We start from the raw sequence: 14,262 nt of genomic DNA, 5'->3' as shown, positions 1-14,262 counted from the left end.
TAAAAGAAAAATGGCAAATAAAAATGTTTTAGAAGACATCGAATTACGTTCGGAATCTGTACAGGAAGTATTGTCAAATCCACCTGCATGGATTATACGATATGGAATTTCCATTATCTTTATAATAATACTATTTACACTTATTGGCTCTTGGTTTGTAAAATATCCCGACATTATTACTGCAAAAGCTGTTATAACTTCTCTAGATCCGCCCGAAAGATTAGAATCAAAAGTTGACTCTCGTATTGTTAAATTATATGTTACTAATTCTGAAAAAGTCAAAAAAGGAGAAATACTAGCAATCTTGGAGAGTACAGCAAATTATCAAGATGTACTAACGTTAACAAACGCAATCAACAATATCAACAACAATTATCGGAACTTTAACTTCCCTTTTGACAAATTGAAAAACCTAGAACTTGGAGAAATTCAAACGGCCTATATTCAATTCCATAAAGCTTACATTGATAATCAATTAAACCAAAAATTAAAACCTTACTCTGAGGAAATTAATGCCGGACTAAGTTCGCAGAATGAAAACAGCAATAGACTGTCCTCTCTTTATGCGCAGCAAAAGTTAGAGTTTGCAAAATTATCCTTAAGCAATCAACAATTTAAGCGCGCTCAACAACTTTACGACAAAGGGGTAATTTCAGGCTATGATTTGGAAATTCAGAAACTAAATAACTTACAGGCAAAACAAAATTATGACCAAACCAATTTAGCTATTTCGCAGCAAAAAGAGGCAGTCAACCAAACGCATAAACAAATTGTAGCCAATCAGATATCTCAGGAAAAAGCAGACATTACTAATTTAAGCTCTGTTTACCAAGCCCTAGATGAATTAAAAAAAAACATTCACATTTGGCAACAAAATTACCAATTTATTGCTAATTATGATGGAATTTTTCAATTTCAAAACTCATGGAAAGAAAACCAACTAATTAAAACAGGAGATTTATTAGCCACAATTTTACCAGAAAACCAGCAACAATTTTTAGGAAACTTAATCGTCCAATCTCAGAATTCGGGAAAGATAAAGCAAAACCAGAAAGTACTAATTAAACTGGATAATTTTCCATATCAGGAATATGGTATGCTAGAAGGTAAAATTCAAACCATGTCAACTGTTACAAATAAGGATGGTCACTATTTTATAGAAATTACAATTCCTAATGGATTGAAAACTAATTTTAATAAAAAATTAAAATTTGATAAAGAGCTAACTGGACAAGCTGAAATTATTACAGACGAGATGCGCTTAATTGAACGTATTTTTTATCAATTTAGAAAATTAACTACTAGATAAGAAAATCAAAATTGAAGCAGATAATTTTTACTTATGCGAAAAAACATCCTAAAAAAACAAAGTTTTTAACACTACAACGTTATCGTAAATTGTTTGTTACTAGCTCTAAATTATAGTATTATCTTTATAATAAATCAAAAACTAAAATAGAATTATTAAAATTATGAAAAAAACTATACTTTTATTATTGCTCTTTGTCTCGTTGGGGAGTGTGGCTCAACAGCAAACTCTTACTTATTCTATAAGTCCAGCAACATTTGAGGAAACAACATCCATTACAATTACCATTAATGGAAATAGTATCAATGAAGCAACTTGGGGTGTAACTGGAAATGCACTTTATTTATGGGCTTGGGCTTTTGATTTAGATGATACAACCCAAAAAGGAACTCCTCTTAACGGTGCTTGGGAAGCATCTAATGAAGCCAGTAAATTCAATTACAATTCTGGAAATGACACTTATACAAAAACATTTGTACCTACTACATACTATAACATAACCAATATTGGAAAAATAGGATTTTTAATAAAAGCCAAAAATGGAACAGGAGATAAAAAATCACAAGACATACTTGCTGAAGTAGGCTCTTTTCAAGTTAATCTTACTTCTCCAGCTACAAACAGTACAACTATTTTAACTTCTGGTGGAAGCCTTTCAATTACCGCTACGAATACAAATGGTGCTGCAAGTTATAATTTAAAATCGAATGGAATTAGCATCAATACCAATGCGAGTAGTTCAAATTACAACTACAATCACACCAACATTACTCAAAATCAAAATTACGAATTGGAAGTGACTCAAGGTGCAACTACGATAACTAAAAAGTTTAATGTAGTTATAAATCCAAATACAATTTCCGAAACGATTCCAACTGGTTTAGTTGATGGAATCAATTACAATCCAACAGATGCTACCAAAGCAACTTTAGTTCTTGACGCTCCTTTGAAGGATTTTGTTTACGTAGCTGGAAGTTTTAACAACTGGCAGCCAAGCAGTGTCTATGCCATGAAAAAAGATGCAACCTCAGGCTCAACAAAATTTTGGTTAGAACTGACCGGACTTGTATCTGGAACAAATTATACCTATCAGTATTGGGTAGGAGAATCAACTCCAATTGCCAATTCTCCAGCACTGGTAAAAACAGCCGATCCTTATTCAACTTTAGTATTATCACCTTATGATGATCCTTATATTCCTGCAAGCAGTTATCCTAATATGCCTGTATATCCAACTGGGCAGGATAAAGAAGTAACCGTTTTACAAACAGGACAAACCCCTTATGCTTGGAGTACAGCAACAACAAATTTTATTAAGCCCGAAAAAGACAAATTGGTAGTATATGAAGTATTAGTAAGAGATTTTGATGCAAACAGAAATTATCAAGATTTAATTAATCGCATTGATTATTTTAAAAATTTAAAAATTAATGCTATTCAATTAATGCCTGTAATGGAGTTTGAAGGCAATGAAAGCTGGGGTTATAACACCTCTTATCACATGGCATTAGATAAGTTTTATGGAACTTCGGCCAAATTAAAAGAATTAATCGACTTATGCCATCAAAACGGTATTGCCGTAATTCTGGATGTTGCCCTAAATCATGCCTTCGGAAGAAACCCAATGGTTCGCATGTGGATGAATGATCCAGATGGAGATGGTTTTGGTTCTCCAACAGCCGAAAATCCTTATTTCAATACCGTTGCCAAGCATGCTTATAGCGTAGGAGAAGATTTTAATCACTCATCTGCCTATACCAAAAACTATGTAAAAAGAGTCATCAAACAATGGATAGAGGAATATAAAATTGATGGTTTCCGCTGGGATTTAACCAAAGGTTTTACCCAGAACTGTACCGCCAGTAATGAGACTTGCACAGGAACCTACCAACAGGACAGAGTTGATATTTTAAAGGAGTATGCTGATTATTCCTGGTCATTAGATCCAACACACTATACTATTTTTGAACATTTAGGAGGAAATCTAGAAGAACAACAATGGGCAAATTATAGAATTACAGAAACACCAAGTAAAGGTGTAATGATGTGGGGAAATATGAATGGCGAATATGGCAAACTCTCTAAAGGTTATTCTGGAAATATTTCAGGCATGACTAGCTCTAGTCGTGGATTTACCACAAATAGATTAATCGGATATCCTGAGAGTCATGATGAAGAGCGATTAATGTATTACAACAAAAATGCTGGAAATAGTACAAATCCTGCTCACAATGTAAAAACACTTAGTGTAGCCTTGTCAAGAATGTCAGCAATTGGTGCAGTGTCTTTATTAATACCAGGTCCAAAAATGATATGGCATTTTGGAGAACTAGGATGGGATTCCTCAATTTACACCTGTACTGATGGCATTGTAAACGATAATTCTGGAACAATAGCGGGCGATTGTAAATTGTCTACCAAACCACAGCCCCAATGGACTAATAATTGGTTAGCCGATAACTCAAGAAATAAAATCTATACCGATTGGGCAAGAATGATTGCTCTAAAAACAACCGAACCAGTTTTTATGGGTACAGCGACAATCCCAGCGACAACAACTTTAACACCAAATATTAAAATAACTAATAGTAATTTAACGAGTACCGATCTAAAAGATGTCCTTATTATTGCTAATCTTGATGTTACTGCCAAAAATGTTGCTACTGGCTTTCCATATACTGGGTCATGGTATAACTTAATGGATAATTCACCATATACAGTTACCGATGTCAATGCAGCAATTAACCTGCAGCCTGGCGAATTCAGAATCTATGGAAATAAATCGACTGTATTGGCTACTGCTGATTTTGAGATGATGAAAGATATTTTTATTTCACCAAACCCAGCTTCCAATTACTTTTCATTAAATACAGATACTGCCAAAATTCAAATTTACTCTATATCAGGGCAATTAATCAAAACGTTTAACAAACCTCATGGCAAAGACTATCAATATAGTATAAGCGACTTAAGTACTGGACTGTATTTTGTTAAAATATATAACAATGACAATCAAATCAAGGTAATGAAATTCATTAAGCAATAAATATTTTGAGTTAGTTAGTATATAATTGGCCATCAGATTAATTTTTGATGGCTTTTTTTATTATCCAGAATTATAAAAAATTATCAGGGCATGTCCCAAGGGCCTGGCTGTCCATTATATCTTTTGTTCTGCTGGAGAAGAAAACAATAGTATGCCATTTCCATCCATCATGCAGCTGCGTTTTCAAAAAAACATTATTTGCTTTAAAACAAGAAAAACAGCCCCCAAAGAGCTGTTTCTCCAAAAATACAAGACTTACTTAACCAAAAAATCCTATCTGTTCTTAATTAGCAGTTGCTACATTATCGCTTTTCATTTTAAAGCCTCCTTTGTATACCTCTGCCACAGATTTTCTCGATAAGGTAGAAGCCGCATCCGTTACCACAATCTCATGAGTAACTTTTTTCAGGCTGGTTTCCACTGTCAGGAAATAAACCCCTTCAGGGAATTCCTGAAGACTGTAGGCTCTGGAGATCCCCTCTTTGCCCGATACAGTTTCACTGTAGATCACATTATGGGATTCGTCATAGATCGTCACAGTTGCTTTCTGGATCTGATTTACCGAAAAGCTGATCTCTTTCCCTTCAGCATTTTTTACATTCAATAAAAAATCATCATTGATTGCATACGTATTAAGGCTAACCATAGCTGTCAATACTGCTAAACTAAATTTTAAAATCGTTTTCATAATACAGTCGTTTTAAATTAGTAATTTTAATCTATTGCTAAAGTAGCCTCATAATTTCTATTAAAACGCAACTGTATTTTCTGATATCGCTGTTATTTTAACCTCACGAAAACGATACATGGATGCCTACAGCAATACAGCATAGCTTTGGGTTAAAATACCAAAGCCCTTATAAGCATAAAGCAGATAATTTGCTGACAATTACCAAAACGAATCCAGTACAAAAATCCTCAGTTTTAATTCTATAGACTATTGTATTTCAGCAGATTTATTTTTAATCCAATATACTGCAGCTGAAGTCCATTTTTCAGCACATCATATTCAGCAGTCAATAATTGATTTTTAACCGAAGAGTATAAAATTGCTTCTACTTTTCCATTGATAAATTTGGCTTGCGTGGTGGTTAGAGATGCTTTGGCATATTTTTGCTTATCATTCAGCTTCTTCTGGAGCTCCATATAATTGTTTCTGTTTTGTTCTTCAATGGCAACTTGTTTTTCTAACTCTTGTTTTTCCTGTTCTATAAGCTGTTTTGATTTTTCGCTTTCAATTTTTGAAGCATCTATTTTTTTGTTGTTTCTAAATCCGTTAAAAATGGGAACATTCATCTGGATTCCCACTTGCTGGGTTTTATTGTTCTGCAACTGATCTTTAAAACTATCCTTATTTGCTGCAGGTTCATTCAAAATAGAATAATAAAAAGTCGAAAATCCATAGTAAGCAGAAACTACAGGCAGATTATTAGCTCTTTCTACACTTATCGATTTCAAGCTGTTTTGATACTGCAGTTCGGCTCGTTTTATTTTAGGACTATTAAGCGTATTTTCCGTTTCACTAGCTTTACTTTCATTAAAGACATTTTCCAATACAACATCTTTAGTTACAATGTCTGTTATATTCATCAATTGGAATAATTGCAGTTTTTTGATTCCATACAGCTGTTCCGATTCCAGATTCCTGTTTTCCTCTTCTGCAAAACTCAGTTGCATATCATACAGATCACTTTGAGGTTTGCTTCCAATAGCCACTTCTTTTGTTACTCTTTCCAAGTTAAAAATCGCCTGTTTGAATTGCTCTTTCTGAATTTTTAATAATTCCTGAGTATACAATGTCTGATAAAAACTTTCCAGAATCTGTAATTTGTATTCGTTTTCAATCACTTCTTTATCAGCTTTGGCGATTTCAATATTGATTTTATCTTTTTTGGCATTGGCGAAAGCGCTAAAATCAATCAAATTTGTCCGTGCATTCAGGTAGAAATTATCATTCTGAATATTGGAACTTACCCTCCCATTTGATGCAGGATCTATGGTTGAACCAAAATTATAACTTTGTTCTCCAGATAAACCAGCAATAGGCAGCATTCGATTCAAAACAGAATTCTGTGATTTCTGAGTTCTTTTTATTTCCAGCTGTCTTATTTTGATTTCGATATTATTCTGCAAAGCGGCCTCCATGCATTTAGTAAGCGACCAGGAATTTTCCTGGCCATTTACTAAAACAAAAAATAAAAAAAAGATAATCGTTACAATTCGTTTCTTATTCATATTTCAGGTATTTCAAAACATCCATCCGTGTCGCCTGATATGCTCTTGAGAGAACCACCAAAAGTGTTAAAAACAATAAAGCAATAAAGCCGATTATAAAAGGATAAATAGAGATGTCTATCCTATTTGCAAAATTTTCCAGCCATTTATTAAGTAAGTAATATGCCGGAAACAGAGCTGTCAAAAATCCGATTATACTGAAAATGATGTATTGCTTTGAAAGTTCTTTAAGCAAAACATTCGTTTCGGCACCAAGTGTTTTTCGAATAGCAATTTCTTTCATGCGTCTTTCGATAGAATAAGAAGCCAAAGCAAATAACCCGAAAAGAGCAATAAGGATCACAATTCCATTTAGCAATGAAAAAAGATTTTTCTGTTTCACATAAGCTTTATACGTTCTCATATAGCTTTTATCAATAAAATCATATTGAAAAGGATAATCGGAATCGACATTTTTAATCCAGAACTTTTCAATATCGGCAATAGTCTGTTCCATATTTTCGGATTTCACTTTTACATAGATATGCTGAATATTCCCGATAGTCCATGGCACAGTTTTGAAGTGGAAAAAAACCATTGGAGGCACTTTTCCCTGAGGGCTGAAAAGATTAAAATCCTTGACAACTCCTATAATTTTCAGCTTGTGATCATTCCAGTCGACAATTTTACCAATTGGATTTTTCTCGTTCATTATTTTCAAAGCAGTCTCATTGACCATCATGGCATTTATTGTATCGGAAGCTATTTTGGGATCCAGAAACCGACCTTGAACCATTTCGATTTTCATCATTTCGAGCATACCAAAATCGATAGGCAGATTCTGGCCTTGGATATTAATGCCTTTATAACTAAAGCTCGAAGAAGAATCATTGCCTCCGCCAAATTTAAATGCTCCGGTAGTTACCTGCTCTACTCCTTTTATTTTTGAGAGTTCATTTTTGACCGTTATGTACCGGTTAAATATCAGCTGTTCCGGGTTTTTGGTTTTAAAAATGGATTCTGGCTTGAAATAAAAAATTTCTAAAACCTGCTCGCCCGAAAAACCAAGATTTTTGTTTGCAAGATAGCGTACCTGCTCATATACAATATAAGAGCCAACAATAAAGAAAGAGGCAATGGCAAATTGCAGAATCAGCATTCCGTTTCTAAGCCACACTCCGCTTTTATTTCTTCCAAAATTTCCTTTCAGCACTTTTAAAGTTTCAAAATTGGATACATAGATCGCTGGAAAAACACCTGCAAAAATCACAGTAACTATAAAAATCAATATAATTTGTCCGTAAAACTGACCTTCATAAATGATTAATTCTTTGTCCAGAAACTCATTATAGTAAGGCAAGGACAACTCAACGATCGTTAATGCCAATAAAATAGAAATCAGAACCGTAATAATTGTTTCAAATAAAAACTGCCTGATTATATCCGGTTTTGAAGCTCCAACAATTTTTCGGACGCCTACTTCTTTGGCCCGGCGAATAGCATTTGCTGTTGCCAGATTGATATAGTTGACGATTGACAAGATCAAAATCAAAACTGACAATCCTGTCATGATAAGCAAAAATTGATAATTTCCTTTTCCCTCTGGAGAACCCTGTCCTTGGCTATGCAGTCTAGAAAGAGAAAGCGGCTCTAAAATATAAGTAAATGTTCCGTATTTTGACACAAATTCTTTTGGGCTGATTCCTTCGGATTTTGCGTCTTTAATTGTTTTATTCTGGTAATAGATTGCATTTAGTTTTTTAGAAAGCTCATCTGTTTTAGAGGGGTCTTTTAATTTAATATACCAGCCATTATTAAAATTTCCCCAAGAGTTTTTATCGCGATCTAGCCTTTCTTTCATGTTATTTACAACCGCATCTGGTGCAATAGATGAATTTCCTGTAATTTTATATACAGCCGTTACCGTTAGGAATTTATCTTCATATTGAATTTGTTTTCCTATAGGATTTTCAGTTCCAAAAAAAAGTGCTGCAGTTTCCTGTTTCATCGCAATACTATTTTCGTTCTGCAATGCAGTTTTTGGATTTCCCTGCACAAATTCAAAAGGAAAAAAATCAAAGAAATTATTTTGAGTATTAAATAACTTTTTAATAATTATTTTTTTGCCATTGTATTTGTAAAGCGGTGATTCATACCAGTTTTCGCAGTACAGCATTTTCTCAATATTGGGGTCACCCTTTAGGAATGGATCAAACGTTACAGGGGCATTTGACCAGATTCTATCCTCTCCTATGTCTACCAAAACCTGAAAGACATTATCCTTCTCAGGATTCCAATCGTTGTAGCTCTGTTCGTCATTCCAATAAAGGGTTGCAAAAATTAAACCTGCTATGCCAATAGATAATCCCAAAACATTCAAAGCTGTAAAAAGCTTATTATTTTTAAGATGATAGATAAATATATTTGTCCAATTTTTTAACATGTGATTCTGATTTTTTTGATTGATTGATGTTTAACAAACTATCTCATTCAATAGTTCAATTAAGGCGGTAAGGATTGTGATAATGATTTTTAGAATCATTTTTTATACTTTAAAAACATCTACATTTCTATGATTCAGTTTTTCCGAAAGTACTATTCCGTCTTTCATCAAAATTGTTTTCTGCGAAAATGATGCATCATAATCAGAGTGTGTTACCATTAGGATTGTTGCACCATTAGCATGCAGATCCGTTAATAACTCCATCACTTCGTTTCCGTTTTTACTATCCAGATTTCCTGTAGGCTCATCGGCAAGAATGATTTTCGGATCGTTTATTAATGCTCTTGCAACGGCTACACGCTGTTGCTGTCCTCCCGAAAGCTGCTGCGGATAATGTTTCAATCGATGCGAAATATTCAGTTTTTCGGCAATTGCTTCTACTTTTTGTTTTCTTAACGATGAGGGGACATTATTGTAAATCAGAGGCAATTCGATATTATCATACACTGATAATTCATCTATTAGATTGAAATTCTGGAAAATAAAACCAATATTTTCCTTTCTCACTTTCGATTTAGCTTTCTCTTTCAGCCCAATCATTTCCTGATTCAGTAATTGGTAACTGCCTCCCGATGCACTGTCCAGTAAACCGATAATATTTAATAATGTTGATTTTCCACTTCCCGAAGGTCCCATAATAGAAACAAACTCACCCTGATTAATGGTTAACGAAACTTCGCTTAATGCTTTGGTTTCAATTTCTTCGGTTCTAAAAATTTTCGAAAGATTTTTGATTTTGATCATGATTATTGTTCGTTTTTTGATTGATGTTCTTTTATGTTATTTATAGCAGTTTTATTCTTTTAAACACATAGAGACATAGATTAAAATAGAAAATAAAAGATGCTTCGCTTAAGATAGTTTTCATAGTGCTATGTGTAAAAATGTATTTTCTTAAACAATCTAATTCACTTTATTCAATTCTATGTTTCTATGTGGTTCAGCTTTTCATCTTTGCTCTTGATTCTTTACCCTATTTTCTTGACTCTTATTCTAAATTCAAAACTTCTGCTAATTTATAATCTTTATAAGAGGAGGTTATTACTTTTTCGCCTGCTTTCAATCCGCTTATGACTTCGTAATATAATGGATTTTCACGTCCCAATTTGATTTGTCTTCTTTCGGCTTTATTTCCTTTTACGACAAATATCCATTTTCCACTTGTTTCTTCATTAAAACTCCCTTTTGAAAGTACCGTAGTTTTCATTTTTTCGGATAAATTTAATTTTACGCCAAAACTTAAACCTTGTTTTAAGTCTAATTTTTCTGATGAAACAAAGTCCAGTTCTACCTGAAATCTTCCGTTTTTAACCTCAGGAATAACTTTTGTTATTTGAACTTCGATGGCTTTATTTTCAAAATCAACCGTTCCTTTTTGTTTTTCCGAAATTCGATCCAAATAAAACTCATCTACATCAGCAACTAATTTATAGCCTTTTTGGTCGTCTATAAAACCAATACTGGTATTTTGTGCATAGGTTTTTCCAAGTATTGGTTCAAATGACGAAAGCCTGCCGGAAATTGGTGCTGTGACTAAAAAATTCTTTTTATTAGTTCTCAGTATTCCAAGGCTTTTATTCATAATTCCAATCGATTGATTAAGCTGCCCAATCTGAATTTGATTTGCCTGTTTTTCCTTGCTCACGCTTTGCTTGATAATATTCATCCGCTCTTTCTGAAAGCGATAATTTTCTTTGGTTTTTTCCCATTCGCTTTTAGCGAGAATCTCCTGTTCAAAAAGTTTTTTGTTGGTGTCCAATAAATTTTTTGCATCCAGATAATCATGTTCTATCGCGATCAGATCTTTGCCTAAATTCAACTCCTGATTTCTTAAATCCAGTTTGGCTTTCTCCAGATTATTTATTTGTTCGATAATAGCCGTTTCCTGCTGCATGTATGCCAATTCTGCATTCGGATTGTAGAGTCTCGCCAGCGATTGCCCTTTTGTAACCATATCGCCGTTCTCGACAAATATTTCCTGTACCGCACCGCCTTCAATAATATTAATGAGCATTGAATTTACAGGAATTGCTTTGGCCTGAAAAGACATAAAATCTTCAAAGAAATTATCTTCAACCGTTTTAATCGTAATTTCTTCCTTTTTTACATTCAAGCTTCTTTTTTTGGTAGCCGATGCAAAAGCGATATAACCCAAAACCAGGATAATGGGCAATGCAATTATTAAATACTTTTTTTTGTTATTTTTACTTTTGATTATGGTGTCCATTGTTGCTTATTTGTTGTAACTAAAGTGATTATCGTGCCAAAAGAATTAAAATTTACAAACGCCTTATTTTTAAGGTTTTATTTTTAACAGAATTTTCGAGCTGTCCATTATCGGACATCTTTTGTCCGCAACCGAACAGTAATGAAAAAAACAAACGCATCCATTTTAATCATAGACGATCAGGAAGACATTCTTTTTGCCTCCAAAATGTTTCTGAAAAAGCATTTTGAAAACATTTTTACACTGAATAATCCAAAATTGGTAGTCGAATTATTGGCAAAAAACACTGTAGATGTCGTTTTACTGGACATGAATTACCGGATAGGTTTTGAAGATGGCAGAGAAGGATTGTATTTACTGAAAGAAATAAAAACGCTTTCGCCAAAAACAGTTGTTATTTTGATGACAGCTTTTGGCAAAGTCGAAACTGCTGTTGAGGGCCTAAAATCGGGCGCTTTTGATTATATTCTAAAGCCTTGGGAGAATGAAAAATTACTAAGCGTTGTAAAACAGGCAGTCGATATAAGCCGGAAAGAACAGAAAAAATCAAATTCTGCTGAACCTTTACATACTTTTTTCATCGGCAATTCGGATGCGATAAAGAAAGCCTATTCATTGGCTGATAAAGTAGCCAAAACGGATGCAAATGTTCTGATACTCGGCGAAAATGGCACAGGAAAATTTGTTTTGGCTTATCATATTTTCAATCAATCCGAGCGAAAAAATGCTCCTTTTATCCATGTCGATTTAGGTTCCTTAAATTCAAATATCTTCGAGAGTGAATTATTCGGCTATGCCAAAGGTGCTTTTACAGATGCTAAAACAGATACTCCCGGACGTTTTGAAATGGCTCAGAACGGAACCATTTTTTTAGACGAAATAGGAAATGTTCCGTTGCATCTGCAATCCAAACTTTTGCAGATTATTCAGACCAAAACCGTTACCAGATTAGGTGAATCGAAACCAAGAACTCTGAATGTACGTATTATTACAGCAACAAATCTGAATTTAAAACAAGAGGTGGCCGATAAAAACTTTAGAGAGGATCTTTACTATCGCATCAACACAATGGAAATAGTATTGCCCCCTTTGCGGGAACGCAACGAAGATAAAGTACCATTAGCCGAATATCTTTTGCAAAAAATGATTGCTAAATACGAGCGTGACGAAATCATTTTTGACAAAAAAGTGATTGAACATATAGAAAAACACGCATGGAATGGTAACATCCGCGAAATGGAAAACCGAATTGAGCGTGCTGTGATTCTTTGCGAAAACAATCATATTACAATTTCCGATCTGGATTTGGACGAAATAACTGTTTATGACGAAAATCACGAAGACATCCAGCTTTCATCCATCGAAAAAGCAACTGTCGAAAGAGCGCTTTTTAAAAACAATAATAATATCAGCAAAACAGCTGAAGAATTAGGGTTGTCCAGAGGTGCCTTGTATAGACGCTTAGAAAAATATAATATCAGCACTAACTGATGCATCAGCTTTTCAAAATATACAACCAGATTTTTATTCGACTCATTATTATTCTTTTGGGTACATGTTTTGCGATTTTTATTTTTCAAAATGGATTGATTTTCAGTTCATTATTCATTTTTTTTATAGATGCCATGCTTATTGTAGAAATGCATTTTTTTGTCAAAAATGTGTTTTCCATTTATGATAAAACAATTAGTTCAATCCTGCAGAATGATTTTACTGCCGATTATTCGAAACACAGATTATATAACATCTACCCCGATTTGTTTCATTTGTATGAAAATTTGAAAAACAAGGAAAAAGAGCGGGTTTCAAAAGATATTGTTTATCGTTCGATTCTAAACAATATTGAAAGCGGAATTATCATTCTTCAAAAAAAGGAAAATGACTGGGATATCTTTTTAATGAATAATTATTTCTCAAAGCATTTTAATGTTCCAAAAGTTTCAAAATGGAAATACCTGAAAAACCAGCTGCCTTCATTATGTGCAATAATTGAAGAACAGAATTTCCAGGAAATAAAAACAGCATTAGAAATTCGTGTGAATCAGCAGGACAATCAGACTTTTGCTTTGCAGACTTCCAGGAGCGAGATTTACAATCAGGATTATTTTATTGTTTTGCTGGATTCAATTCAGAATGTAATTGAGAAAAAAGAAAAAGAAGCGTGGATAAATTTGATGAAAGTGATTTCACATGAACTTTTAAATTCCATAACTCCTATTCGATCGCTTTCGCAAAATCTGCAGGATCTGGTACAGCAGGAAACAATTTCGGAAGATGATTTGGATGACATGAAAAATAGTGTTGCTGCAATGCTGAGACGGAGCGATCATTTACAGCAATTTGTAGAAAGCTATCGAAAACTGGCTATGCTGCCTTCGCCAAAAAAAGAAAAAGTAAGCCTGCAGCAATTGATTGAAAACAGTTTCCAGATTATGAATCCTTTATTCAAAGAGGAGCAAATTGATGTTATAAATACAGTTTCTTTTAATCATTGGCTCCAGATAGATGCCCAGCAGATAGAACAGGTTTTAATTAATCTTTTTACGAATTGCATTTTTGCGCTGAAACAAATTTCAAAAAAAGAGATTACAATTTCGGCAGAAGTCAAAGAAAAAAGGATCTTCATCCAAATTTCAGATAATGGAAAAGGAATCGAAAAAGAAATTGAAAGCAAAATATTCCTGCCTTTTTTTACAACCCGCAAAGAGGGAGCTGGAATTGGCTTGACTTTATCCAAAAATATTACCGAATCACATGGCGGTTATCTTGCTTATCGAAAAGATGAAAATGGCAAAACTACTTTCGTAATTTGTTTAATTGATTAGTAATTCTTCCTCTTCAGATTATCTAATCTTTTTGACTGATACCTAGTTTTGCACTTGATCCAGCACCAATGCATCAGCGGAATCTTTCAATGCCAAAATAAAAGCGTTTAGAAGCCAGTTCAGAGGAGTAAGAAAAGT

At 33.7% G+C, this 14,262-nt stretch carries 9 protein-coding genes and 1 pseudogene; 5 read left to right on the top strand and 5 right to left on the bottom strand.

Translation table 11 applies throughout. The annotated features are described in order from the left end of the window. Positions 1-10: 10 nt before the first annotated feature. Both ABEG11_RS11110 and ABEG11_RS11105 read left to right on the top strand, forming a co-directional pair. A complete protein-coding gene (locus tag ABEG11_RS11110) occupies positions 11-1,309 on the top strand; it encodes an HlyD family secretion protein (RefSeq protein WP_348824243.1) in 1,299 nt (432 codons plus the stop codon). A 163-nt stretch (positions 1,310-1,472) separates the two neighbouring features. Continuing rightward, positions 1,473-4,355, top strand: coding sequence for an alpha-amylase family glycosyl hydrolase (locus tag ABEG11_RS11105; RefSeq protein ID WP_348824242.1), 2,883 nt, complete (start codon positions 1,473-1,475; stop codon positions 4,353-4,355). A 283-nt stretch (positions 4,356-4,638) separates the two neighbouring features. Here ABEG11_RS11105 and ABEG11_RS11100 read toward each other — a convergent pair whose 3' ends face one another. The 5 genes from ABEG11_RS11100 to ABEG11_RS11080 form a co-directional block, all read right to left on the bottom strand. Further along, positions 4,639-5,043, bottom strand: a complete 405-nt coding sequence (locus ABEG11_RS11100) for a T9SS type A sorting domain-containing protein (protein WP_348824241.1) — start codon at positions 5,041-5,043, stop codon at positions 4,639-4,641. Between the two features lie 242 nt (positions 5,044-5,285). Beyond that, entirely contained in the window at positions 5,286-6,590 is a 1,305-nt protein-coding gene (locus tag ABEG11_RS11095) for a TolC family protein (protein WP_348824240.1), read from the bottom strand. Then, on the bottom strand, positions 6,583-9,012 hold the full coding sequence (locus tag ABEG11_RS11090) for an ABC transporter permease (protein WP_348824239.1): 2,430 nt from the start codon (positions 9,010-9,012) through the stop codon (positions 6,583-6,585). Before ABEG11_RS11090 ends, ABEG11_RS11095 begins: the two co-directional genes overlap by 8 nt. 102 nt (positions 9,013-9,114) lie before the next feature. Beyond that, positions 9,115-9,816, bottom strand: coding sequence for an ABC transporter ATP-binding protein (locus tag ABEG11_RS11085; protein ID WP_348824238.1), 702 nt, complete (start codon positions 9,814-9,816; stop codon positions 9,115-9,117). 244 nt (positions 9,817-10,060) lie between these two features. Continuing rightward, positions 10,061-11,299 carry an efflux RND transporter periplasmic adaptor subunit gene (locus ABEG11_RS11080; RefSeq protein ID WP_348824237.1) on the bottom strand — a complete coding sequence of 413 codons (1,239 nt, stop codon included), beginning with the start codon at positions 11,297-11,299 and terminating at the stop codon, positions 10,061-10,063. A 141-nt stretch (positions 11,300-11,440) separates the two neighbouring features. On the opposite strand from ABEG11_RS11080, the gene ABEG11_RS11075 reads away from it, so the two are divergent. The 3 genes and pseudogenes from ABEG11_RS11075 to ABEG11_RS19100 form a co-directional block, all read left to right on the top strand. Beyond that, the gene (locus ABEG11_RS11075; RefSeq protein WP_348824236.1) at positions 11,441-12,790 is read left to right on the top strand and encodes a sigma-54-dependent transcriptional regulator; all 1,350 of its coding nucleotides are present in this window, start codon (positions 11,441-11,443) and stop codon (positions 12,788-12,790) included. Positions 12,791-12,924: 134 nt separating this feature from the next. Then, on the top strand, positions 12,925-14,124 hold the full coding sequence (locus ABEG11_RS11070) for a sensor histidine kinase (RefSeq protein ID WP_348824235.1): 1,200 nt from the start codon (positions 12,925-12,927) through the stop codon (positions 14,122-14,124). A 61-nt stretch (positions 14,125-14,185) separates the two neighbouring features. Then, a pseudogene (locus ABEG11_RS19100) lies at positions 14,186-14,262 on the top strand (transposase); the annotation flags it as partial.

The organism is Flavobacterium aestuarii (assembly GCF_040049115.1).
Lineage (GTDB): Bacteria > Bacteroidota > Bacteroidia > Flavobacteriales > Flavobacteriaceae > Flavobacterium > Flavobacterium aestuarii.
The sequence above is the reverse complement of the archived record's forward strand: the minus strand, read 5'-3'. Positions and strand labels throughout refer to the sequence as shown.

Coding starts and splice junctions, on each gene's coding strand:
- ABEG11_RS11080 (WP_348824237.1), bottom strand. CDS start 11,299: ATGGACACCATAATCAAAAGTAAAAATAACAAAAAAAAGTATTTAATA.
- ABEG11_RS11075 (WP_348824236.1), top strand. CDS start 11,441: ATGAAAAAAACAAACGCATCCATTTTAATCATAGACGATCAGGAAGAC.
- ABEG11_RS11100 (WP_348824241.1), bottom strand. CDS start 5,043: ATGAAAACGATTTTAAAATTTAGTTTAGCAGTATTGACAGCTATGGTT.
- ABEG11_RS11095 (WP_348824240.1), bottom strand. CDS start 6,590: ATGAATAAGAAACGAATTGTAACGATTATCTTTTTTTTATTTTTTGTT.
- ABEG11_RS11070 (WP_348824235.1), top strand. CDS start 12,925: ATGCTTATTGTAGAAATGCATTTTTTTGTCAAAAATGTGTTTTCCATT.
- ABEG11_RS11085 (WP_348824238.1), bottom strand. CDS start 9,816: ATGATCAAAATCAAAAATCTTTCGAAAATTTTTAGAACCGAAGAAATT.
- ABEG11_RS11105 (WP_348824242.1), top strand. CDS start 1,473: ATGAAAAAAACTATACTTTTATTATTGCTCTTTGTCTCGTTGGGGAGT.
- ABEG11_RS11110 (WP_348824243.1), top strand. CDS start 11: ATGGCAAATAAAAATGTTTTAGAAGACATCGAATTACGTTCGGAATCT.
- ABEG11_RS11090 (WP_348824239.1), bottom strand. CDS start 9,012: ATGTTAAAAAATTGGACAAATATATTTATCTATCATCTTAAAAATAAT.